Source organism: Tautonia sociabilis, assembly GCF_003977685.1.
GTDB classification, from domain to species: Bacteria; Planctomycetota; Planctomycetia; order Isosphaerales; family Isosphaeraceae; genus Tautonia; species Tautonia sociabilis.
Genome location: NZ_RYZH01000080.1, coordinates 1 through 22,343, shown reverse-complemented (window position 1 = coordinate 22,343; position 22,343 = coordinate 1). Strand labels below are relative to the sequence as shown.

Here is a 22,343-nt window from a genome sequence, read left to right as displayed (position 1 = left end):
GACTTCAACCTCTCGACCGACTGGAGCCCCGGCCCCGCCTCCCCCGCCGGCTCCTCCTCGCGCGACCCCGGCGGCACGCTCGCCTACATGGCCCCCGAGCGCCTTCGAGTCATCGCCGAGCCCGAGCTCGCTCCCCCCCCCTGCCCCGCCGCCCGACACCGAGCCGACCTCTATGCCCTCGGCCTGATCCTCCGCGAGGCCATCACCGGCGTCCCCCCCGACGTTCCCCCCCCCGACGACTCCCTCCGCTCCGGCCGATCCCTCGCCGCCCGGCTCGCCTCCGAACGCTCCAGCGGCGACCCCTGCGACCGCCCCCGGCTCGCCTCCGTCCCCCCCGGCCTCCGCGTCATCCTCCGCCGCTGCCTCGCCCCCGCCCCCGCCGAGCGCTACGCGAACGCCTCCCAGCTCGCCGAGGATCTCGACCGCTGGCGCGCCGGCCGGCCCCTGGCCCATACCAGATCGCCGTTGCTGGTCAACGTCGGCCGATGGCTCCGGGGCCATCGCAAGGCCTTCACGGCGGCGACCCTATCCGTCGGCATCGGGGGCATGTGCACGGTCGCCGCAGCTCACATTCACGCCGGAAGGTCCGACCTGAGTGATCGCGCCCTCGAAAAGTACATCGGGCTCGCCCACGATCTCGACTTCGGCGCCCGGGCGTTCTGGTCGTATGACCCTCGCGACTCGAGAGGGCGGCCGGGGAACCCCAGCCATGCGGAACGCCTCTTCACCGCCTACGACCTGCTCGACGACACAACCTCGGACTTCTGGAACCACGAGGACCTGATTCGATTGAAGGAGCCGGACGCCTCGGATGCCCGAGCCTGGATCATCGAACAGGCGCTCGTCTACGGGATCGAGGCCGCTCGTCCGGAGAATGCGCCCTTCCGAGAGGACCGGGAACGCGCGTACAAGGTCCTGAACCGGATTCGCCAGGACTGTCGTCTCTCGGTACTCGATGGCATCGCCCGGCTCCTTGGCTCCCAGCTCGGCCTGCCGGGGGAACCTCAACACTCCCCGCCAGAGCGCGAGTCGCCCCCCTGGCTCGAAGACTACCTGGAGGGGGTCCTCGCCGAGGTCCTCCGCCCCCAGGAGGCCGAAGCGATCGGCTTCGACCCCTCCTCGATCGGCCATGCCTCCGCCGTCACTCGGTACAAGGCCGCCATCTCAGCCCGCCCGGACCTCTACTGGCCCTGGTACCGACTGGGAGCGATCTCGTATCGGAATGGGGACTTCGAGACGGCGGATCGATCCTACGCCCGCTGCCTCGATCGTCGGCCAGGAGACGTGGCGGTCCTGCTCGGCAGAGGAAGCTGTGCGTTCTATCTCGGTCGGGACGAGGACGCGATTCGGTGGTATCGCCGAGTCGTCGAGAAGGCACCTCGCTGGCCCGTCGGCTGGAGGGATCTGGCCCTGCTTGGGGCTCGGACCGGCCGCCCCGAACTGGTCGAGCAGGGGCTCGCTCGGCTGAACCGCGCCGGCACTCCCGATGGCCGGAGGGCAATCCGAGATCTGAATGGGCATCTCGCGCTCGCCCCGGATCTCAAGCTCAATCCGTTCGTCCAGGTCGCCTTCGCGGATCACCCCGGGTTCGACCTCGGCGACGCCCCAGACGAACTCGATGAGCTGGGAACTCAGGGGATGCTGGCCGACGAATATCTCGCCCGGGGCGACCTCCACGAGGCGATCCGACTCTATAACCGAATCCTCGAGCTCGAACCGGGGCACCTGGCCACTCGATTCAACCGGGCGGTCACCTACCAACGGCAGGGGGAGATCGCCAAGGCCACGGAAGACTATCGGCAGTTCGTGGCCGACCCGAACGTCGAGCTTCTGATCGAGCGCAAGCCGACCGGCTTGATCTCCTTCCTCGTCCTCTCGGGAGAGGAGGCCCTCAGCGGAAAACCGAAAGAGGCAATCCGGCTCGTCGAGGAGGCCTCGGTCATGGCCGACCGAACCGGACGATATCGCGGCGAGGTCCAGTACGCCCTGGCCCGGGCGTGCGTCTCCGCCGCCAGGCAGGATCCCTCGATGCTCACCAAGGCCGCCAGGGCCCTGGAATCGGCCCGAGCCTCCCACCCGGGCTACATCGAGCGCCGCTTTTACACCGATCCCGCCCTCGCCGACCATCGGGCAGAACTCGCCGGTTTGATCGGCGGCGTCGACTTTTAACAACATGAAAACAAGACCGAAGCGTTTCGATCATTCGCCCGAGCCGGTCAACAGCGAGGCCCCGGCGCTCCCGCCGCCGGGGCCTCGAACCGGTCGTGATCGCTCGATCGGGACTCTCGATCAAACCGGCCCGGTCTGGCCGGGACCATCGGAGGAGATCGGCTCCGGGATGGGGTTGCCGTTCTGATCGGTCGGCAGCGGCTCCTCGGTGTCGACGGCTTGCATCGAGACCTCAGCCGCGTGGGGGGCGATGCCGACGCTCGAGGGGCTCAGGCGGCGCTCAAGGAACTCCGGGGCGTAGCGAGGGTTGCGGATGCGGGCCATGGGTCACTCGTTTTAAATGGTGTTTTTGTAGCGTGATTTTGAAACGATCAGTCGAGGCTTGAGTCTGAGCGTTCATCTCGGGTCCTCCGCAGCGAACCAGGCCGGTCGTTGTCCCGCGACGTCCGACTCTTCGGGGTCGCGTGTCGTACAGTAGCATGATCTGAATTCGGGCCCGGCTTGGTGACTCTTTTCACGAATTTCGCCAAGATAAGCAAGCCGGGCGGCCGGGGAGCGGGCCCGCGTAGGCACAAGTCGGGACGACCCCTATAATTCCGGGACGCACCCCGGCGCCGAGGAGCCCCGGAAGGACGGGGCGGAGGGGGCGGGAGGGAGGATCGGAGGCGGGGGGATGGAGCGGCTGGCCCGCTGCACGCTGAGGGTCGAGGGGCTGGATTGCCCGGGGGAAGTGCCGCCGATCCGATCGGCGCTGGATGGCAGGCCCGGCGTGATCGAGCTGGCCTTCGACCCGCAGGAGGGCCGGGTGTCGGTGGGCTTCGACCCGATGGTGACCGACCCGATCGCCCTGGCCGGGCTCGTCACCCGAGGGGCCGGGATGAGGGCCGAGCCGGTGGCCGAGGAGCCGCCGATCGCCCGGGGGGGAGGGGACGAGGAGACCTGGCGGGTCCTCGCGGGGCGATGGGGGGCGGCGACCGCCTCCGGGACGGCCCTGGCGGTCGGGGCGGCGGCGGATTGGTCGGGATGGCTCCGGGGGGGATCGGACCCGGGCGGCGCGGTGGGTTGGGTCGCGATCGGGGGCTACGCGGCGGCGATCGTCGCGGGGGCGGTCGAGCTGCTGCCGAAGGGCTGGCGAGGCCTTCGGCGCGGGCACCTGGGAATCCATCTGCTGATGTCCCTGGCCATCGCCGGGGCGGTCGCCCTGGGAGAGTGGGGAGAGGCCGCGACGGTCGCCTTCCTGTTCGGCCTGGCCGAGGCGCTGGAGGCCCAGAGCCTCTCCCGGGCGAAGCGGGCGGTGCGGTCGCTGCTGGAGGTGGCCCCAGAGACGGCCGAGCGGATCGGGCCGGATGGCGCGATCCGAGTGGTACCGGCCGACTCCCTCTGCCCGGGAGACCGCGTCCGAGTCCGGCCCGGCGAGCGGGTGCCGATCGACGGCCGGGTGGCGGCCGGGCGGTCGGCCGTGGATCAGAAGGCGATTACCGGCGAGTCGGTCCCCGTGGCCAAGGAGGAGGGAGACGAGGTCTTCGCCGGGACGGTCAACGGCGACGGTGCGCTGGAGGTCGAGGCGACCCGGCCGCTGGGAGACTCGGTCGTGGCCCGGACGACGGCGCTGGTTCGCCAGGCGCAGAGCCGTCGGATGCCGATGGAGCGGAGCATCGAGCGCTTCGCCTCGGCCTACACGCCGATGGCGGTCGCCCTAGCGGTGCTGCTGATGGTCGGGCCTCCGCTGGCGATCCAGGCGGCCGGGGGATCGGCCGACTGGCGGGACTGGTTCCTCCGGGGCCTGGTCGTGCTGGTGGTGGCCTGCCCGTGCGCTCTGGTGATCGGCACTCCGGTGGCGGTGGTCAGCGCGCTGGCCTCGTCGTCGAGGAGCGGAGTGCTGGTGAAGGGAGGGCAGTCCCTCGAGGCGATGGGCCGGCTCCGCGTGCTGGCCTTCGACAAGACGGGCACGCTGACCCGGGGTGAGCCGAGCGTCGTCGAGGTCGTTCCGACCCCCTCCGGCTGCCCGACCCGGATGCTCCAGGTGGCCGCGGCCCTGGGGGACCTCGGCGGCCACGTCCTCGGCCGGGCGATCGCCCGGCACGCCCGAGCGCTTCGGATCGCCGTCCCCGAGGCCGAGGACTATCACTCCCATCCCGGGCTCGGGGCTGTCGGCACAGTGGAGGCAACGCGCTATCACATCGGCAGCCACCGCTACATCGACGAGGTCGGCCTCTGCGACGATGCCTTCCACGCCTCCATCGGCCTCGCCGAGCGCGGGCCCGGCACTTCGGTCGCGCTGTCGGACTCCGGGGGGCCGCTCGGCTGGATCCGGCTGGCCGACCGCCCCCGCCCCGAGGCGGCCGAGGTGCTCGCCGAGCTGGCCTCCCTCCGTCTTCGCACGGTGATGCTCACCGGGGATAACGCTCCGACCGCCGCCGCCACCGCCGCCGAACTCGGCCTGGCCGACCACCGCGCCGGCCTGTTGCCCGCCGACAAGGCCCGAGCCGTCGCCGAGCTCGACCGCGAACTCGGGCCGACCGGCATGGTCGGCGACGGGGTCAACGACGCCCCCGCCCTGGCCGAAGCCCGAGTTAGCGTCGCCCTGGGCGGCATCTCCAGCGCCGTCGCCCTGGAGGCGGCCGACGTCGTCCTGATGGCCGACGACCTCCGCGCCCTCCCCTGGCTCGTCCGCCACAGCCGCCGCACGCTTCGGGTCATCCGCCAGAACATCGCGCTGGCGGTCGGGGTCAAGCTGCTCGTGCTCGCACTGGCGGCCGCCGGCCTGGCCACCCTCTGGATGGCGATCGCCGCCGACGTGGGCACGACGCTGGTCGTCGTTGCCAACGCCCTCCGGCTGCTGCGGCCGGTCGATGGGCCCGGCTCCGCGGCCGGCCGGGCCCAGGGCGCATGATCATCGCGCCTTGAAGGCTCGCTCCTGCCCGTTTTCCCCAATCCGCACCCGGAACGCCGACCCATCCGGCTCGACTCGAACGTGGATGAACTGGCCTCCCTCGGGAGAGTCGTTGGCGATCAGGGCCGGGTCGGTGTTGTCCTCAGGACCGGTGGCGACGTTGCGGTGCATCTGGTAGTTCGCCTCGATCGAGGGGATCGAGCGTAGGAGGCGGACGACAGCCGCCGAGCCCCCCTTGCGGGGCCCGTTGTTCATGATCGTCACCGTCGGACGGATCGACCGCACCAGCGTCGGGTGGTTTGAGATGTCCATGCCGTGATGAGTCACCTGGTAGAGGTCGATCGCCTCGTCTCCCGCTCCCCGGGAGATCGTGTCGGCCGGGCAGATGAGCTGGCGCTCGATGTTCCAGGTCAGGTCGCCGCAGTCGAGGAAGTCGAACGCGCCGAAGCGGAAGACCAGGGCGAGACTGCGGGCGTTGTCGGAGTGGTCCTCCGGCTTGTCGGCGGGCAGGTCCTCGCACCGGGCATTCGACTCCGCCTCTCCTGCTCCGATCACGTGGCCCCCCGAGGCGAGCACGACGGCGGACACCTCCCCGGCCAGCGGGAGCTCGTCGCCGGGCTTCAGAATGGTCCGCTTGCCCTCGCTCGCGGCAAGGTAGGCGACCAGCAGCGGATCGTCCGGCTTCGGGCCGTCGGGGAAGTCGAGGCCGGCGATCCCGTCGGAGGGGAGGCCGCGGTCCCAGAACCGATCGATGCGGACGAGCTTCGCCAGTCCCTCGACTCCTCCGTAGTGGTCGATGTGCCAGTGGGTCGTCACCAGGTGGTCGAGGTGGTCGAGCCCGGCCACATCCTTCAGGACGTGGGCAATCCGCTTCGGATCTCGGTCGTCAAAGCCGGGCCACCCGCTGTCGATGAGGATCGACTCGCGCTCGGGGGTGACCACCAGCGTGGCGGCGCCACCGAGGACGTCGATGAAGTAGATGTCCAGCCCATGCTCCTGGGCCGAGGCCGAGGCCGAGGCGGGGGACAGACCCAGGGCGGCGATCGCCAAGAGGGAGGCGATCCGGGAACGGAGAGAGGCCATCGATGGGGCTCCGATCGGGAACGCGCGTCGAGGTCGGCCCTCGAAGCGGCCGACGAACCAAGGGTCGATTCTGCGGTGGCGGCGCCCCCGGTTCAAGCGGTCGGAGGCCGCCGAGCGAATCGATTCGAGAACCCGGGCCTCATCGACTCCAGCCCATCGATCGCCGAGCCCGACGCCTCCCGCAATCGGAGCGAGGCCACGAGGTCCTCATGCCGGCCCCCGGCCAGGCCGTCGGCCAGCAGCGCCGACCCCTGGGCCGCGTGCTTCACGACCGCCCCCGGAAGGCGGCCCAGCGACGACACGACGCCAAACCGAGAGAGCGTCTCGATCAGCGCTCCCTCGAGATCCGGCCGATTCGAGCCCGATCCGGAGAGGTAGATCCGGTCGAACGGCGACACCTCGAGCAGTCCGGCCAGGTGTGCTCGCAGCGACTCGAAGAACGCCGGCCTCGCCGCCGGGCCGAGGTCGTCGAGCCCCCCCCGGAACAGGTCCCGCTTCGACAACGGCCCGAGCAAATACGCCGCCTCGCCGTCCCAAACCCCAGGCGACCGCAATCCCATCGGCCCGTTTGAACCGGCGGCGGCATGCACGATCGCCCCCCGATCGACCACGAGGATCGAGGAGAACGCCGAGCCGATCTCCACCAGGGCGAAGGTCGACTCCCCCGGCGGCCTCCCCCGGGCGTCGGCGTCCTGACGGAGGGCCAGGGCCGCGACGGCCACCTTGTCGGCCGTGCCCAGGTCGACCCGATGCAGCTTGCGGTGCGGAGGGATCGTCGGCAGGTGGATCCCTCCTGGCAGGAAGACGACCGGGAGCCCTGATCCGGCCAGCGCCGCGACCCAGCCGGAGAAACCGCCGACGCCAAGCGACCGGCCGCGCTCGTCCTCCCGGACCAGCGCCATCAGCTCCAGGTCGCTCGCCGTCGCCTCGTCGGCCCGGACCAGCGGCAGCCCGTACCCCGACGGCCCGGCGATCAGATCGATCGGCCGCCAGCGGTCGAGCCATTCCAGCAGGGAGGCCGGCTCGGCGTCGGGAGGGAGCGTCCCCTGGTCGAGCACGGCGCCGTCGGCCAGCAGAATCAGGTCGAGGCTGCCAGTGCCGGGGTCGGTGCCCACGACTCGGGGCATGAGATCGGCTCGCTCGCGACCGGGATCAAGAGGGAGGAAGGCGTCAGCCGAGCGCCTCGCCGAGGGCGTAGACCTCCTCGGCGTCGAGCACCCGGTCGTTCGCCGAGAACAGCTCCCGGATGGCTCGGGAGTGGATCGCCATCTTCGTCCCGCCGACGCCGATCGCCCCCCAGGTGCGGACGCCGTCTCGGTCGGCGTCTCGGTCGTGGACCTCGATTCCCTCGATGCCCAGCGGGGGCACGGCGTTCAAGTCGATCATCGCCTTCAGCGACCCCAGCGACGACCGCACCGGGGCCGGCAGGAGGGTCACCCCCGCCGATCCGGCGGCGATGACGAGCTCACACCCCTGAAGCCCCGAGGCGAGCGCCTCGGCGTCAGGGGCGGCCAGGGGAGTCAGCCGGGCTCCGGTCGCCTCTCCGATCTGCCGAGCGACCGCTCCGGCCCGCTCCTGGCTCCGAGACGAGACGGTCACCTCCGCCCCCTGCCGAGCCAGCAGGCGGGCGACCCGCTGGCCGACCGGGCCGGTGGCGGCCAGCACGGCCGCCTTCGCCCCCTTGAGCGAGCCGCCGAGCCCCCGCTTCGCCGCGAGCACGGCCGCCGCGGCGGTAGTGTTCGCGCCGTTCGGGTCGAGCAGGATCGAGACCCGGAACGGCCCGAAGAACGCCTCGGTGGCGGCCCGGAGCAGGGCCTCGGCCCTGGCCACATCCGTGCCTCCGATGAACAGGGCAGTCCGCTTCAGGTCCTCCGGCCCCCGAGTGAACAGGGCGCCATAGACCAGGTCCCGCACCTGCTCCGGCGTCACCCCGCCGTGCCGGAAGAGATGGTCGACCCCCGCGTCGACGGCCACGACGGCGTCGAAGACGCTGGGCTGGGGGTCGGTGTCGAGCTGGAGGAGGATCGTCTTCAACGCTCGGCTCGCGATCACCGGGAACTCGCCTCGCTCCTGCATCCAACCCCGCCTGCCGCCCCCCGGCAGGGGAGGGCGGCAGGAGAGGATCGCATCAGGACGCGAACGGGTGGCTGGCCGAGTCCTTCTTGGCCACGACCTCCGAGGCGGCCGGCTCCCCCTTCATGGCTCGCTTGATCGAGAGCTTGGTCGCCTCGTAGTTGTACTGGTTGATCTTGGCCTTGTCCTTGGCGTCGGGGTGGATGAACACGCCGCAGACGATGCAGAGATCCTCGGCTTTGTCGGCCGGGATGGTGCCGTCGGCCACGCAGTCGGCCACCGCCTTCGCCACGGCGTACTGGGCGGGGCCGAACATCAGGACGGCCTGGTCCAGCCCCTCGATCGTCACCTTGGTGATCAGCACGGTCGACGGCTTGACGGCCAGGTTCGGCTCCAGCACCGCCAGCAGGCTGGTGTGCCCCTTCGACTGGTTGGCCAGCGCGTTGGCGAACGCGGCGCCGACGGGGCCGGTCTTGGTGCCGATCAGCAGGTCGATGTGGGCGACCTCGTTGCCCTCACCGACGAGGGCCTCTCCGACGAGCAGGGTGTGATCGCTGGCCATGGGGGGTCGATCTCCGAGGCTGGGGCGTGGCATGGCAATCGGTCGGTCCCCGGGGGCCGCACTCACTCGGCCCTGGGGCGCTCGGCTCGCATGATAACAGGCCCGGGCCGACCCGCAAGGGTGCGGCGGCCGCGGCCAAAGGCCGACACCCAGCCCTCGCTCCCCCGGCGCCGCCCTCTTCCCTGGTCAGGGATCACCCGCGCCCCACCGAACCGCCCCGATCCCGGCTCCCGGCCTCCCCGTTCCCGAGGTCAGTCCCGATTGTTCCCCAGCAGGCCCGACCGAAACAGGAAGTACAGCAGAGTCAACACGCTCGACAGCGTCGCCGCCACGTAGGTCCAGGCCGCGGCGTTGAGCACGTTGGCGACCACCGGCTCCTCGTCGGGGGTAATCAGCCCGGTGGAGAGCAAATGCGCCCGGGCTCGTCGGCTGGCGTCGAACTCGACCGGGAGGTTGACCAACTGGAACAGGACCACGCCCGAGAACAGGGCGATCCCCGCGATCACCAAGCCGGTCCAGCTCATCAGGAAGCCGGCGAAGATCACGATCCAGGCCACGCTCGACCCGAACCCGGCGACCGGCACCAGCAGGTTCCGGACGGTCAGCGGCGTGTACCCGTGGGCATCCTGGAGCGCGTGCCCCGCCTCGTGGGCCGCGATCCCCAGGGCCGCCAGCGACCGCTCACCGTACACCCCCGGCGAAAGCCGCAACACCTTGTGCCTGGGGTCGTAATGATCACTCAGGTAGCCCTCCACCGGCTCGATCGCAATCCGAGTTAGCCCCTCCGACCGCATCACCTCCGCCGCCGCCTGGGCCCCGGTCACTCCCGAGGAGGCCCGGTACCGCGAGCCCTCGGCATAGGCCGACTGCACCCGCATCTGCGCCCAGGCGGCGAGCAGCATCGCCGGGGCCAGGAACACGAAGTAGACCGGGTCGATTCCGAAGAACATGGACAGACTCCCCTCGATCACTCCAGGAGACAGACTCCTCGACGGTATTCTTCGACACCCGTCGCCGTTCTGATCCTACGACGCCCGGTCCGATTGGTTCTCTCCCCCCACCCTCAGGGCAGGCCCCTGGCCCACCGATCCAGCCTCCTCCGCCAGCCGAGCAGCCTTCGAAACAGCCGTCGCCGGCATTCCCCCGCCGACCTCCCCCGCTCCAGAAGCGTCAGCACCGGCTGACCGGCCCGGAACCGCGATCCCGGCGCGGGCAGGTCCGCCAGCCGAGGGAACCTCCCGGCCGCCAGGTCGTCGAGCCTCCAGCGAACGTTCTCCGGGATCGAGCCGTCCCTCCTCGCGAAGACGATCAGCTTCCCGACCCGACGGCTCGGAATCTCCACCCTGCAACTCGAATGCCGATCAATCGCTCCGTCGAACACCGCCGCATGCTCCCGCAGCAACGTCCGGCCCGTGGCCCATTCCAGCACCTCGACCGACGCCGAGTACCTCGGGTTGACCTCCGTCGGCCAGGCCACTCCCCCCTCGCTCACGAAGTCGATTCCGAACAACCCCCTCAGGCCGAACGCTCGGGAGAGCACCCGCCCCGTCCGCTCCAGTTGCTCCCGCATCTCCCCCGGAATCCCCACCGGGCCCACGCTCCCCAGGTACCCGAACGGTCCGGCTCCTCCGCCGATCCACTGCCGGGTCACCCCGACCAGAACCCCCGACCTCCCGTCCGCGAGGAACACCGCCGATCCGCTCGGCCCCCGTTTCCTGCGCTGATAGTAGGACGGCAGGCCCCCCCCGGCCTCGCTCCCGATCCCCAGCCAAGGCCGGATCCCCATCCCCCCGGCCGACCGCAACGGCTTGATCAGCCACGACCCGTCCTCGGGCAGCCCCGCCGGGTCGAGGAGCACCTCCAAGGCCGGAAGCCCTCGGGATCGAAGGACCTCCGCCATCGCCATCGGATCGCGCACCGTGCGCGTCGTCGCTCCGTCGTTCCCCCACAGCGGACGCCCGGCCGAGATCCGGTCGATCAGCTCGGGGTGGTTCTCCAGCGCCCCGGTGTACATCCAAGGGCCCGCCGGCTCCGCTTCCGCCAGGCGGACCAAGCCCCCCGGATACGATCCCGGCTCGACCCGACGCGACCGGGCCATCGCCCGGAGATCCTCGTCCGAGAACAGGTCGACCCCCACCGGCCCGAACCCCGCCCGGAGCGCCGAGCCAGCCGCCGCCCTCACACTCGCTCCAACAATCAGCAGGGAGACGGTCATGCTCGCCTCGGGTCCCCTCCCCCGGGAGCCCGGGACCTCCTCCCGCCCCCCGACGGCCCGGCAGTCTACACCGCCCCCGGCCCCCTCCTCCAGCCGGACCGCCGGACCGCCGCCCCACAACCTCTGCTTGATGATTCGTTCAATCTCGACTAAAATTTCCGACGAAACGGCCCCCCTCACGACTCACCCCGAATGGCTGGACCCATCGCATGGCGACCGACGCGCATCGGCTGCTGGAGATCCGGGAGAAGGTCGAGGCCGGCCAGCGGCTGAGCTTCGACGACGGCCTGGCGCTCTACGAGACCAACGACCTGTTCACCCTCGGAGAGCTGGCCAACCTCGTCCGCGAACGGTACAACGGCGATTACACGTATTACAACGTCAACACGCACATCAACCCAACAAACGTTTGTGTCTACAAGTGCGACTTCTGCGCCTTCCGCGCCGACCTGGGCGAGGACCGGGCGTACACGATGAACGAGGCGCAGGTGAAGGCCCGCGCCGAGGAGGCGCACCGCCGGGGGGCGACCGAGCTTCACATCGTCGGCGGCCTGCACAACAAGCTGCCGTTCCAGTACTACGTCGACGTTGTCCGCTGGGTGAAGGAGGCGGCGCCGGAGATCCACGTCAAGGCGTACACCGCCGTCGAGTACGAGTGGTTCCGCAAGATCGAGCGCGCCCCGCTCCGCGACATCATGCAGCGGCTGATCGACGCCGGCCTCGGCAGCCTCCCCGGCGGCGGTGCCGAGATCTTCCACCCCGAGATCCGAGACCAGATCTGCGGCGCCAAGGCCTCCACCGAGGCCTGGCTCGAGTGCCACCGCACCGCCCACGAGCTGGGCCTGCACTCCAACGCCACCATGCTCTACGGCCACATCGAGCGGCCCGAGCACCGCATCGACCACATGATCCGCCTCCGAGAGCTCCAGGATCAGACCGGCGGCTTCCAGACGTTCATCCCGCTGGCCTTCCACCCCGACAACTCCCGGATGAGCGACATCCCCAAGCCCTCCGGCGTGATGGACCTCAAGACGATGGCCATCAGCCGCCTGATGCTTGACAACTTCCCGCACATCAAGGCGTACTGGATCATGCTCGGCATCAAGACGGCGCAGGTGGCGCTGTCCTTCGGCGCCGACGACCTCGACGGCACCGTCGTCTACGAGACGATCTACCACGAGGCCGGCGCCGAGACCCCCCAGGAACTGACCATCGCCGAGATCCGCCGCCTCATCGAGGAGGCCGGCCGCATCCCCGTCGAGCGCGACACCCTCTACCACCGGATCGAGCGAGACGGCGCCCGCTGGTGGCCCGGCGAGCACATCGACGTGCCCGCCCTCGCCGGCGTCGTCCGCTGATCCTCCATCCGAGGCGACGGCCGGTCCCGCGCTCCCGATCGGCGGCCGGCCCTCCAGCCTCCGGTGAGAGGCGACCGCCGATCGGGCTCTCCCCCGACGTCTCGTCCTCGGATCGCCGATCCTTCGAGGCTCGGAACGGCCGGGGAGGCGCCTTCCCCGGCCTCCCCGGCCCAACGACTGGCCATTCTCGATCGAGCTCCGGAAGCCGCCCTCGGCTATTCCGGAACCGCCAGCTTCCACCCCTCGTCGAAGTAACCCGACTCGACCACCTCGCCCCCCTCCCGATCGATCCGGATGACCGCGAAGTCTCCCAGCCGGGGGAAGAGCAGCGCGTTGGTGCCCCGGAAAGCGTCGGCCCCGAAGGTGTGGCCGCTGTTGACCACAACGTAGCGCCCGACGTTCAGCGGGTTCGGCGCGATCAGCACCGGAGCGTGGCTCTCCGCCGGATACGGCGATTGGAATCCGACCCGGCCCCGGACCCATCCCACAGGGAGCCGAGGCAAGAGCCGATCGATCAGCAGGTTCGACCCCGGGTCGCCGAACAAGACGAGGTGGAACCGACGGATGTCCTCATCCGTCACATCCACATCATCCTTGATCGGCAGCTCCCCTCGCATCCATTGGTCCCACTCCTCGGCGAAGCGGTCGAGCCGCTCGACCGCCCAGCGGTGGATCCCCGGGTTCCACGGGGTTCCCGTCCCCCTCACGCACAGAAACGGGCCGGTAAAGGCGTCGTCAACCGGCCCCTGCAGGCCGGGGTGCTTGCGCGTCTCGGCGTTGGTCTGGATCGCCCGAGACTGCTCGTAATCGAGCACCTCCCACGAATCCCCCCGCCTTCGATAGAAGACCGACGGCAGCAGCCCCCCGGCCGCGTCCGCCAACGGCAGCTCGACCCCGTCGATCCGGGCCGTCTCCGCCACCTGGCGCTCGACGGCCAGCACCGCGACGTTCTCCGTGGCGATCGCGACCACCGACGGATCCTCCGGGTCGACCTCGGCCTCGACGGTCGCCCTCCGGTAGTGCTCGATCAGCTCGGGAACCTGGATCCACGCCGCCCGGTGGTACTTCGTCGTGTAGGAGACGAACCGCACCCGGGGGCGGTCGGCGTCGACCCCGTGATCGGCGTTCTCGTCGAGGAAAGCGTCGATGACCGCCTTGCTCTCCTCGTCCACCCGGTGCCCCATCCCGGCGCCGACCACTCGGAGGAACTCCAGCCCCTCGGCCCGGGTCTGAAGCCCCTCGGTCGTCGTCTCGATCCCAAGCGACCGCAGCGCCTCGACGATGTTCTCCGACGCCTGGAGCTGCGGGTCTTCCTCTCCCCCGTAGCCGACGATCGGCACGCCGAATGCGTTGAGGGCATAATCGACGGCATCATAGATGTGCAGTGCCTTGCGCTGATACTCAGGAAGATCGTCGAGCTTCGCATACCGGATCGTCTCCGAGAACCCGGCCCCCGCCTCCACGGCGGCCCATTCGCTTGGGAAGTGCAACCCCAGGTGCCAGGCGCCCGCCCCCCCCATCGAGAAGCCCCTCAGAACGATCCGGGCCGGGTCGATCTGCTCGGTGCGACGAACTGCGGCGATCGCCTCGAAGACGTCCGTTTCCCCCGCCCACCGGTAGGCGTTGTTCCCCCGGCCGTAGACGTGCAGCACGATCCGATCGGTCGGAATCCCCTCGGCCGGCTTCCCGTCGTGATCCCGGATGAACCGCACTTCATTCAGCCGAGCATTTCTCCCGTGCAAGACCACATCCAGCCGCACCCGGCGCCCCCGGTCCAGCCCCTCCGGCCGGTACACCGCATACGGCTGCACCGATCCGTCGACCTTCGACACGAACCCCCGGACCACTCCCCCCTCGGCCGTTTCCCAGGGGCGATCGCCATTGAGGGCCTGCTCGGCCCGGGAAAGCCCTCGGTCGAGGGCGTCGATCGTCCACTCGGCGGAGCGTTCCTCGAAGAACTCGCCGTGGCGAACGATCCACTCGGCCGCCTTGTGGAAAATGGCCACGTCGGCGAAGGCGTCCCCCACCGCGCGCTGATCGGGGCTGAGCGCCCCATCCAGCCGATCGAGCCGTTCGGCCAGCTCGGCCGACTTCTCTCGGATGGCGGCGAGCTGCTCGTCGCTCGGCGGGTGACGGTCGTCCTGGGCGGTCGCCGAGGCGAGCGGCAGGAGGGCGAGGGCGAGGGCGAGGGCGAGGGCGGTCGGCGTCGCGATCCTCGGTCGAGGCGTTCTCTCGGTCATCGTTGCGGCTCCCGGCCATTGAGGAGGGGCGGCAGCAGCGGCGCCGGCCGTCCCAGAGGGCCGGATTCTACCACCTCCTCCCAGGCCGCCCTACCCGCCGCCGCCGGCCGGGAGGTCGTCTCCGGGCCGCGATCAGCCGGACGACCGCACCCACGGAAGAGAACCGCCGCGTCCCCGACATCGCGAGCCGGACGGCGACCACCCCCGAGACGAGGCCGAACAGCAGCCCGCCTGCGAAGATCGGCAACCGCTCGAACATCTCGACAAGATCGGAGTGGTCGGCCAAGGGCCCGCCCCTCGTCAGATCGCCAGGTCGAGCAGGCCGATCGCCAGCAACCCCAGGCTGATGCCAATATTTACGTAAAAAAACGCGACATTGACACGCCCGAGATCGTACTCGCGAACGATCGCATGTTCATACGACAACAGCACTGCCACCGTCGCCACGCCCACCCAGTAGACCAGGCCGAAGGCCGGATAGCTCAGCCCCGTCGCGACCAGGCAGACCACCATCGCCGCGTGGCTCGCCGCCGCCAGCCGCAACGCGCCGCCGACCCCGAGCCGGGCGGGGATGCTCCGCAGCCCGCTCTGCCGGTCGAACGCGGCGTCCTGGCAGGCGTAGATGATGTCGAACCCGCCGACCCAGCAAAGCACCGCCAGGCCGAGCAGCACTGGAGGCCAGGCGAGGTCCCCCCGAATGGCGATCCAGGCCGCGATCGGCGCCATCGCCAGCGCCGCGCCGAGCCAGTAGTGCGCCAGACTCGTGAATCGTTTCGCATACGAGTAACCGAGCAGCCAGAGCAGGACCGGCACCGACAGCACGACCGGCCACGGGTTCTCCGGGAGGAACAGGGCCGTGCTCGCCACGAACAGCGCCGCGTTGGCGATCGTGAACAGGGTCACCGCCCGCACCGAGAGCCGGCCGCTGGGCAGGTGCCGTGTGGCGGTCCTTGGATTGCGGGCGTCGAGGTGCCGGTCGACCAGCCGGTTGAAGGCCATCGCCGCCGAGCGGGCGGTGACCATGCAGAGCAGGATCCCCAGCCACGGCTTCGGCCCGGTCCGATGCCCGGCCGCCGCCATCGCCGCACCGAGCAGGGCGAACGGCAAGGCGAACAGCGTGTGGCTGAACCGGACAAGCCCCAGCAGCTCCCGGATCGCCGCAAGGGGTTTCAGGGGTTTCGCTTGCTCCGTCGTCATGGTCCCGCCGTTGTCGAGTTTCCCCCCCAATCGGGGCGGAAGGGGCATGCCCGATCGCTCCCTTCGCCCCTAGAGTCTAGTCATCTCGGGGCCGATCCGTTAGGCCCCGCTTCCCTTCCTCTCACCTCGGCCCCGAGCGGCCGGAGGGACGACCACAATGCCGGAGACCGAGGCCACGATGATCGGCAAGACCTGCCTGGTGACGGGGGCGACGTCCGGCATCGGCGCCGTCACGGCCGAGGAGCTGGCCCGGAAGGGGGCGACCGTCGTCCTGGTGGGCCGCGACCCGACGAGATGCGAGGCCGCCCTCGCCCGCATCCGCCAGCGGACCGGCAACCCGAGGGTCGAGGCCCTCGTCGCCGACCTCTCCTCCCAGGCCGAGGTCCGACTCCTCGCCGAGGAGTTCCGCCGCCGGTTCGACCGCCTCGACGTCCTTGTCAACAACGCCGGCGCCCTGTTCCTGGAGCGTCGGGAGACCGTCGACGGCATCGAGCGGACCTTCGCGCTGAACCACCTGGCCTACTTCCTGCTGACGATCCTGCTCCGCGACCTCCTGGAGGCGTCCTCCCCGTCCCGGGTGGTGATCGTCTCCTCCGAGGCCCATCGCGGGATGACGCTCGACTTCGACGACCTCGAAGGCCGGCGGCGCTACCAGGGCATGATGGCCTACGGCCGATCGAAGCTGGCCAACCTACTGTTCGCCCGGGAGCTGGCCCGACGGCTGGAGGGGACGGGGGTGACGGTCAACGCCCTGCACCCCGGCTTTGTGAACTCGTCGTTCTTCTCCGGCCACGGGACCGGCTACTGGGCGATGCGGCGGCTGGCCGGCGTGTTCGCCATCTCCCCCGAGCAGGGGGCGCGAACCTCGGTCTACCTGGCGAGCGCTCCCGAGGTCGAGGGGGTCTCCGGCCGATACTTCATCAAGAGGACGCCCGCCGAGCCCTCCCGGGCCGCCAAGGACGACGAGGCCGCCCGCCGGCTCTGGCGGGTCAGCGAGGAGCGGACCGGCCTGGCCTCTCCGAGCCCCTGATTCCTCCCGGTCTCGGAGCCGACGGGCCGGGCCGGTCGCCCTTGTCGGGAAGGGGAGCCCCGGGAAGAATCCAATGAGCGACCTGAGACGACCCGGAGCGGGGACGACCTCCCATGACGATCCTCTTCCTCCACGGCTGGCATTCGGTCCCCGGCGGCGTGAAGCCGACCTACCTCTCCCGGGCCGGCCACACGGTTCTCAACCCTCAGCTCGACGACGACGACTTCGACCGCGCCGTCCGCCAGGCCCAGCAGGTGTACGACCGCCATCGCCCGGACGTGATCGTCGGCTCCTCCCGGGGAGGGGCGGTGGCGATGAACCTCCAGTCGGGCTGGACCCCGCTGGTGCTGCTTTGCCCGGCCTGGAAGCGCTGGGGATCGGCCTCGACCGCCAAGCCCGGCACGGTCATCATCCACTCCGAGGCCGACGACGTGATCCCCATCGCCGAGAGCCGGGAGCTGCTCCTCGCCAGCGGCCTGCCCGACTCCGCCCTGGTCGTCGTCGGCACCGACCACCGCCTCGCCGACCCCGAACCGCTCCAAGCCATGCTGGAGGCGTGCGAGCGGGCAAGGCCGGCCGATCAGCCGGTTTGATCAGCCTCCCCCGGCGGCGCTCCGTAACCCCATCGCCGGATCAGCTCGTTCCCGATGCCAAGCTGGTCCAGGATCCGGGCCACCACGAAGTCGACCAGGTCGTCCAGCGCGGTCGGGTGGTGATACCAGCCCGGCATCGCCGGCAAGACGACCGCCCCGGCCCTGGTGACGCTCGCCATGTTCTCCAGGTGGATCAGGCTCAGCGGCGTCTCCCGGGGGACGAGGATCAGCCTACGACGCTCCTTCAAATGAACATCCGCCGCCCGAGCGATCAGGTTGGTCGTCATCCCGCTGGCGATCGACGCCAGGGTGCTCATGCTGCACGGGCACACGACCATGCCGGCGGTCGGGAACGAGCCGCTGGCGATGCCGGCCGTGAAGTCGGCGTGGTGGTGGTAAACGACTCGGCCAGGGCCGAGGGCGCCGAAGACGGCCGGGTCGAACCGAGAGGATGACTGCGCCGGGGCGATCCCTGTCTCCTCCCGCAGCACGTGGGCGCCGCTCGGGCTGATCGTCAGGTGGACCGTCCGGCCCGAGGCGCAGAGCACCCGCAGCAGCCGGACCGCGTACGGCGCCCCGCTCGCGCCGGTCATCGCCAGCACGACCGGCCGATCGTCCGGTCCTGCCGCCCGGCTCAACGGGAAGCCCCCGGCTTGGTGCCGACGTACAGCGTGGCGATGCCGAACGTCAGCGGGTGCTGCACCGCGTCGACCAGCCCCCGAGCGGTCATCAGGTCGAGCATCTCCTGGCCGTCGGGGAACCGCATCACCGTCTCGGGCAGGTAGCGATAGGCGTCGTACCGGTTCGGGGCGATCGCCTGACCGACCCTCGGCAGGAGGTGTCGGAAGAAGGCCAGGTACATCCTCCCCAGCACCGGTCCTCTCGGCCGGGAGAACTCCAGGATCGCCACCTTGCCCCCCGGCCGGGCGACCCGGATCATCTCGTCCAGCCCCCGGACCGTGTCGCTCACGTTCCGGAGGCCGAAGGCGACCGTCACGACGCCGAACCCGTCGCTCGGGAACGGCAGCCGCTGGGTGTCCCCCTCGATCAGGGTCACCCTCCCGGTCGCTCCCCGCTTGCGGGCCTTCTCGTTGCCGATGAGCAGCATCTCCCGGCAGAAGTCCGAGCCGATGACCGTCGTCTTGCCCCCCGCCGCCCGGTCGTAGGCCAGGGCGAGGTCAGCCGTCCCCGTGCAGCAGTCGAGCACCGGCACGCCTGGCTCGGGGGGGACGGTTCTCACGGTGAACGACCGCCAGAGCCGGTCGATGTTCAGACTCAGCAAGTGATTGAGCAGGTCGTACTTGCCGGCGATGCTCGCGAACATCGAGCGGACCCGATGTCCGGACTTGTCGATCTCCGGCTCGGCCTTCGGGGCAGGGTCGGTCTGAGTGGCCACGGCGAGCGGTCCGTTCGAGGGGGAGGGTTCGGGGCGGGAGGGACGGCCGTCCTCTCCGCGATGATAGCGGCGGCTCGTCCGAGTTGTCCACGACGGCCGCCCTCGCCCCCGGCTCTCCCGGCCGCCGACCCCCGCGGCGATGGACAGCCGGGAGGGGCGGGAGGATAATGGCCCCTCCGATCCGAACCGATTCGAGTTCAAGCCGCGGCCCGACGCCCCGAGGGCCGCGACCCTCGCCGAGCCGTCGCAGACGCGATCCGAGCCGACATGCCCACCCCATCGCCCTCCATCCAAAGCCTGCTGGCCGGCGACGTGCCGACCGGCTCGACCGTCATCCTGAAGGGCTGGATCCGCACCCGACGCGACTCGAAGGCCGGCCTGTCGTTCCTCCAGGTGCACGACGGCTCGGGCTTCCACCCCATCCAGGTCGTCGCCGAGGCAACCTTGCCGAACTACTCGGACGAGATCGCCCACCTGACGACCGGCTGCGCCGTGATCGTCGCGGGAGAGCTCGTCCCCTCGCAGGGCAAGGGGCAGGCCGTCGAGGTGAAGGCGAGCCGGGTGGAGGTCGTCGGCAAGGTCGACGACCCGGACACCTACCCCGTGTCGGCCAAGCGGCACTCGTTCGAGTTCCTCCGGACGGTCGCCCACCTCCGCCCGAGGACGAACACCTTCGGCGCCATCGCCCGGGTGCGGCACTCGCTGTCGATGGCCGTGCACCGCTACTTCCACCAGCGCGGCTTCTTCTGGGTCCACACCCCGATCATCACCGCCAGCGACGCCGAGGGGGCCGGCGCCATGTTCCGCGTCTCCACCCTCGACCTCGCCAATCTCCCTCGGGACGAGCAGGGAGGCGTCGACTTCTCCCGCGACTTCTTCGGCAAGCCGAGCTACCTGACCGTCTCCGGCCAGCTCAACGTCGAGGCGTACTGCCTGGCCCTGAGCAAAGTCTACACCTTCGGCCCGACCTTCCGCGCCGAGAACTCGAACACAACCCGCCACCTGGCCGAATTCTGGATGATCGAGCCCGAGATCGCCTTCGCCGACCTGAAGGACGACGCCGACCTGGCCGAGGACTTCCTCAAGACCATCTTCCGCGCCGTGCTCGACGAACGCGGCGACGACATGGCCTTCTTCGCCGACCGGATCGACAAGGACTGCGTCCGCCGCGTCGAGGCGTTCGTCGAGTCGAGCTTCGAGCGGATGGACTACGGCGACGCGATCAAGGCCCTCGAAGCGGCGGTCGCCCGGGGCAAGTCGTTCGAGTTCCCCGTCTCCTGGGGGACCGACCTCCAGTCCGAGCATGAGCGGTATCTGACCGAGGAGCTGGTCGGCCGCCCTGTGGTCGTGATGAACTACCCGAAGGACATCAAGGCCTTCTACATGAGGCTCAACGACGACGGCAAGACCGTCGCCGCGATGGACGTCCTGGCCCCCGGCATCGGCGAAATCATCGGCGGCAGCCAGCGCGAGGAGCGGCTCGACGTCCTCGACGCCCGGCTCGACGCCCTGCACCTCGACCGCCGCTCCTACTCCTGGTACCGCGACCTCCGCCGCTACGGCACCGTCCCCCACGCCGGGTTCGGCCTCGGATTCGAGCGCACCATCCAGTACATCACCGGCATGGCCAACATCCGGGACGTCATCCCCTTCCCCCGCACCCCTGGTCACGCCGACTTCTGATCCCCGACCCCGCTCGGGACGATCTCCCCCCTCCTCGACAGGACTCCCGGGGGAGGCTGGGCAGGGTCGGCTCCGCGCGGTCGCGTGAAGGGCCCCCGAACCCCCGCGCCGTCGACTCGCCGGCCAACCGGGCGGTCGAGAAGATTCCAGACGGCACAGGCCGAGACAACGAGGCAACACGCCATGCCCACCATCCTCGACGAGATCGTCGCCACCAAGCGCCGCGAGGTGCTGGAAGCCCGCAAACGCATGCCGATCGACGAGCTGGAGGCCCGGGCCGCCGAGGCTCCCCCGGTACGAGACTTCCGGCAGGCGCTGATGGGCCCCGGGCCGATCCGGCTGATCGCCGAGGTGAAGAAGGCCAGCCCCTCGGCCGGAGTGATCCGGGCCGACTTCGACCCCGTCGCCATCGCCCGCACCTACCAGGCCCACGGGGCCGACTGCCTCAGCGTGCTGACCGACGTGCCCTACTTCCAGGGGCACCTCTCGTACCTCGCCCGCGTCCGGGCCTCGGTGGCGATCCCGATTCTCCGCAAGGACTTCCTGATCGACGAGTATCAGGTGGTCGAAGCCCGCATGGCAGGGGCCGATGCCGTGCTGCTGATCGCCGAGATCCTCGACGATCCGACGCTGGCCGCCCTCCTGGCCCGAGCCCGGTCGCTGGGCATGGCCGCGCTGGTCGAAATCCACGAGGACGCCAACCTCGACCGGGTCCTCTCGGCCGGCGCCGATCTCGTCGGGATCAACAACCGAGACCTCACCCGGTTCGTCACCGACCTGGAGCACACCTTCCGCCTCCGCCCCCGAGTGCCCGAGGGGGTGCTGCTGGTCAGCGAGAGCGGCATCCGGGACCGGGCCGATGTCGAGCGGCTGGAGGCTGCCGGGGTCGACGCCATCCTCGTCGGCGAGTCCCTGATGCGTTCCCCGGACATCGGCCGAGCGGTCGACGAGCTGCTCGGCCTCCCCACAACGGCCCCCGAGCCATCCTGAGCCCTTCCGGCCCCCCTCCCGACGGCCGCCCCCCCCCTGTGCCGGCAGTACGCTCCGGTGCGCTGAGCCCGATCGACGCAACCTGTTGCAACAACCGCCTCTTCGCGATGAGTGATGGGTTCGCTCCGCGCCAGCGCGCCATCGCCCGACGTGTTCCTGACGACGCTCCCGCCCGAAGCCTCGGCCCACCCCTGGAACGCCGAGGACTCCTCGGCGGACGACGCCTCGAACGCGCCTCGAATCGACACGGTGCGCCGAATTCACGGGCTTCCGGTTCGACGATCTCCGAGATCCAGAAACAACTTGTGCCGATCGCGTTGGGTTCGTTCCGCGCCGGAGGGGCGCAATGCCCCCCGATCCGGCATCGCGTCGTCCCTGCGATCCACAACCTCGCCGGACGGGAGCGTCGGCAACGTGGGAGCTCCCAAATTCGAGGCGGGATCGGTGTGCGTCACGTCGGTCGGCCATGATTGGTCAGGGGCCGCCGGCCCCGGTCGATCGATCAGTTTCGGTGCGGGCGGACGAGGGACATCCCCGGAATCGCGATCGGGTCCTCGGCCAGATCATCGGGAATCGGGCCGATCGCAGTGATCGGATTCGAGAAGCGAGGAGCGTCGCTCGGGACAGGAATCGCCCGCAGCCGATCCGACGCGAGGGAAGTGAGCAAGGGAAGAAGAAGTCAGCGCGCGAAGACGCCCCGCATCACGGGGGTGATGCAGGGCGTCTTCGGGAATGGGACCCGGCGATGACCGACGTTCGCGCCGAAGCACTATCATGGGCCCCGCGAGCTTAACGGCCGTGTTCGGGATGGGAACGGGTGTGACCTCGCGGGTCTGGTCGCCGGGAAGGCGTCCGTCCCGC

The 22,343-nt window shown here is 70.2% G+C and carries 18 protein-coding genes and 1 rRNA gene; 7 read left to right on the top strand and 12 right to left on the bottom strand.

What is annotated here, in order from left to right; genetic code table 11:
• The coding region (locus TsocGM_RS24245; RefSeq protein WP_126728049.1) for a tetratricopeptide repeat protein at window positions 1-2,169 on the top strand (2,169 nt) is incomplete at its 5' end.
• Between the two features lie 120 nt (window positions 2,170-2,289).
• On the opposite strand, the gene TsocGM_RS24240 is transcribed toward TsocGM_RS24245, so the two are convergent.
• Window positions 2,290-2,493: a hypothetical protein gene (locus tag TsocGM_RS24240; RefSeq protein WP_126728048.1), complete on the bottom strand. Its 204-nt coding sequence runs from the start codon at window positions 2,491-2,493 to the stop codon at window positions 2,290-2,292.
• 349 nt (window positions 2,494-2,842) lie between these two features.
• Between TsocGM_RS24240 and TsocGM_RS24235 the strand changes: the two genes are divergently transcribed.
• Entirely contained in the window at window positions 2,843-5,062 is a 2,220-nt protein-coding gene (locus TsocGM_RS24235) for a heavy metal translocating P-type ATPase (protein WP_126728047.1), read from the top strand.
• Here TsocGM_RS24235 and TsocGM_RS24230 read toward each other — a convergent pair whose 3' ends face one another.
• The 6 genes from TsocGM_RS24230 to TsocGM_RS24205 form a co-directional block, all read right to left on the bottom strand.
• Entirely contained in the window at window positions 5,063-6,145 is a 1,083-nt protein-coding gene (locus tag TsocGM_RS24230) for a ComEC/Rec2 family competence protein (RefSeq protein ID WP_126728046.1), read from the bottom strand.
• Between the two features lie 92 nt (window positions 6,146-6,237).
• Window positions 6,238-7,272 (bottom strand): DUF1464 family protein, encoded by a 1,035-nt coding sequence (locus tag TsocGM_RS24225; protein WP_126728045.1) that lies wholly within the window; start codon window positions 7,270-7,272, stop codon window positions 6,238-6,240.
• Window positions 7,273-7,315: 43 nt separating this feature from the next.
• The gene (locus TsocGM_RS24220; RefSeq protein ID WP_126728044.1) at window positions 7,316-8,221 is read right to left on the bottom strand and encodes an NAD(P)-dependent methylenetetrahydromethanopterin dehydrogenase; all 906 of its coding nucleotides are present in this window, start codon (window positions 8,219-8,221) and stop codon (window positions 7,316-7,318) included.
• Between the two features lie 52 nt (window positions 8,222-8,273).
• Window positions 8,274-8,780 carry a formaldehyde-activating enzyme gene (gene fae / locus TsocGM_RS24215; RefSeq protein ID WP_126728043.1) on the bottom strand — a complete coding sequence of 169 codons (507 nt, stop codon included), beginning with the start codon at window positions 8,778-8,780 and terminating at the stop codon, window positions 8,274-8,276.
• Window positions 8,781-9,031: 251 nt separating this feature from the next.
• Complete coding sequence (locus TsocGM_RS24210; RefSeq protein WP_126728042.1) at window positions 9,032-9,730, bottom strand: zinc metallopeptidase; 699 nt, start codon at window positions 9,728-9,730, stop codon at window positions 9,032-9,034.
• Window positions 9,731-9,843: 113 nt separating this feature from the next.
• The gene (locus TsocGM_RS24205; RefSeq protein ID WP_126728041.1) at window positions 9,844-10,995 is read right to left on the bottom strand and encodes an ATP-grasp domain-containing protein; all 1,152 of its coding nucleotides are present in this window, start codon (window positions 10,993-10,995) and stop codon (window positions 9,844-9,846) included.
• 209 nt (window positions 10,996-11,204) lie between these two features.
• On the opposite strand from TsocGM_RS24205, the gene mqnE reads away from it, so the two are divergent.
• A complete protein-coding gene (gene mqnE / locus TsocGM_RS24200; protein ID WP_126728040.1) occupies window positions 11,205-12,353 on the top strand; it encodes an aminofutalosine synthase MqnE in 1,149 nt (382 codons plus the stop codon).
• 215 nt (window positions 12,354-12,568) lie between these two features.
• On the opposite strand, the gene TsocGM_RS24195 is transcribed toward mqnE, so the two are convergent.
• Window positions 12,569-14,593, bottom strand: a complete 2,025-nt coding sequence (locus TsocGM_RS24195; protein ID WP_126728039.1) for an alpha/beta hydrolase — start codon at window positions 14,591-14,593, stop codon at window positions 12,569-12,571.
• 300 nt (window positions 14,594-14,893) lie between these two features.
• Window positions 14,894-15,790 (bottom strand): UbiA-like polyprenyltransferase, encoded by an 897-nt coding sequence (locus TsocGM_RS24190; RefSeq protein ID WP_126728053.1) that lies wholly within the window; start codon window positions 15,788-15,790, stop codon window positions 14,894-14,896.
• Window positions 15,791-15,947: 157 nt separating this feature from the next.
• Here TsocGM_RS24190 and TsocGM_RS24185 point away from each other — a divergent pair, with 157 nt between their 5' ends.
• Together TsocGM_RS24185 and TsocGM_RS24180 are read left to right on the top strand one after the other, a co-directional pair.
• Window positions 15,948-16,820: an SDR family oxidoreductase gene (locus TsocGM_RS24185; protein WP_199756896.1), complete on the top strand. Its 873-nt coding sequence runs from the start codon at window positions 15,948-15,950 to the stop codon at window positions 16,818-16,820.
• A 113-nt stretch (window positions 16,821-16,933) separates the two neighbouring features.
• A complete protein-coding gene (locus TsocGM_RS24180; protein WP_126728038.1) occupies window positions 16,934-17,413 on the top strand; it encodes an alpha/beta fold hydrolase in 480 nt (159 codons plus the stop codon).
• Here the strand turns inward: TsocGM_RS24180 and TsocGM_RS24175 are convergent.
• Together TsocGM_RS24175 and ubiE are read right to left on the bottom strand one after the other, a co-directional pair.
• Window positions 17,401-18,006: a UbiX family flavin prenyltransferase gene (locus TsocGM_RS24175; RefSeq protein WP_126728051.1), complete on the bottom strand. Its 606-nt coding sequence runs from the start codon at window positions 18,004-18,006 to the stop codon at window positions 17,401-17,403. The genes TsocGM_RS24180 and TsocGM_RS24175 overlap by 13 nt on opposite strands.
• 41 nt (window positions 18,007-18,047) lie before the next feature.
• Complete coding sequence (gene ubiE, locus TsocGM_RS24170) at window positions 18,048-18,809, bottom strand: bifunctional demethylmenaquinone methyltransferase/2-methoxy-6-polyprenyl-1,4-benzoquinol methylase UbiE (RefSeq protein ID WP_199756895.1); 762 nt, start codon at window positions 18,807-18,809, stop codon at window positions 18,048-18,050.
• A gap of 267 nt (window positions 18,810-19,076) precedes the next feature.
• On the opposite strand from ubiE, the gene asnS reads away from it, so the two are divergent.
• Window positions 19,077-20,492, top strand: a complete 1,416-nt coding sequence (asnS, locus tag TsocGM_RS24165; RefSeq protein WP_126728037.1) for an asparagine--tRNA ligase — start codon at window positions 19,077-19,079, stop codon at window positions 20,490-20,492.
• A 183-nt stretch (window positions 20,493-20,675) separates the two neighbouring features.
• Window positions 20,676-21,482 carry an indole-3-glycerol phosphate synthase TrpC gene (trpC, locus tag TsocGM_RS24160; RefSeq protein ID WP_126728036.1) on the top strand — a complete coding sequence of 269 codons (807 nt, stop codon included), beginning with the start codon at window positions 20,676-20,678 and terminating at the stop codon, window positions 21,480-21,482.
• 737 nt (window positions 21,483-22,219) lie between these two features.
• Here trpC and rrf read toward each other — a convergent pair.
• Window positions 22,220-22,327: ribosomal RNA gene (gene rrf / locus TsocGM_RS24155) — 5S ribosomal RNA — on the bottom strand.
• Between the last annotated feature and the right edge of the window lie 16 nt (window positions 22,328-22,343).

Bases quoted from the DNA above. Each gene is read 5' to 3' on its own strand.
- TsocGM_RS24240 (WP_126728048.1), bottom strand. From the start codon at position 2,493: ATGGCCCGCATCCGCAACCCTCGCTACGCCCCGGAGTTCCTTGAGCGC.
- TsocGM_RS24235 (WP_126728047.1), top strand. From the start codon at position 2,843: ATGGAGCGGCTGGCCCGCTGCACGCTGAGGGTCGAGGGGCTGGATTGC.
- TsocGM_RS24230 (WP_126728046.1), bottom strand. From the start codon at position 6,145: ATGGCCTCTCTCCGTTCCCGGATCGCCTCCCTCTTGGCGATCGCCGCC.
- TsocGM_RS24225 (WP_126728045.1), bottom strand. From the start codon at position 7,272: ATGCCCCGAGTCGTGGGCACCGACCCCGGCACTGGCAGCCTCGACCTG.
- TsocGM_RS24220 (WP_126728044.1), bottom strand. From the start codon at position 8,221: ATGCAGGAGCGAGGCGAGTTCCCGGTGATCGCGAGCCGAGCGTTGAAG.
- fae (WP_126728043.1), bottom strand. From the start codon at position 8,780: ATGGCCAGCGATCACACCCTGCTCGTCGGAGAGGCCCTCGTCGGTGAG.
- TsocGM_RS24210 (WP_126728042.1), bottom strand. From the start codon at position 9,730: ATGTTCTTCGGAATCGACCCGGTCTACTTCGTGTTCCTGGCCCCGGCG.
- TsocGM_RS24205 (WP_126728041.1), bottom strand. From the start codon at position 10,995: ATGACCGTCTCCCTGCTGATTGTTGGAGCGAGTGTGAGGGCGGCGGCT.
- mqnE (WP_126728040.1), top strand. From the start codon at position 11,205: ATGGCGACCGACGCGCATCGGCTGCTGGAGATCCGGGAGAAGGTCGAG.
- TsocGM_RS24195 (WP_126728039.1), bottom strand. From the start codon at position 14,593: ATGACCGAGAGAACGCCTCGACCGAGGATCGCGACGCCGACCGCCCTC.
- TsocGM_RS24190 (WP_126728053.1), bottom strand. From the start codon at position 15,790: ATGACGACGGAGCAAGCGAAACCCCTGAAACCCCTTGCGGCGATCCGG.
- TsocGM_RS24185 (WP_199756896.1), top strand. From the start codon at position 15,948: ATGCCGGAGACCGAGGCCACGATGATCGGCAAGACCTGCCTGGTGACG.
- TsocGM_RS24180 (WP_126728038.1), top strand. From the start codon at position 16,934: ATGACGATCCTCTTCCTCCACGGCTGGCATTCGGTCCCCGGCGGCGTG.
- TsocGM_RS24175 (WP_126728051.1), bottom strand. From the start codon at position 18,006: ATGACCGGCGCGAGCGGGGCGCCGTACGCGGTCCGGCTGCTGCGGGTG.
- asnS (WP_126728037.1), top strand. From the start codon at position 19,077: ATGCCCACCCCATCGCCCTCCATCCAAAGCCTGCTGGCCGGCGACGTG.
- trpC (WP_126728036.1), top strand. From the start codon at position 20,676: ATGCCCACCATCCTCGACGAGATCGTCGCCACCAAGCGCCGCGAGGTG.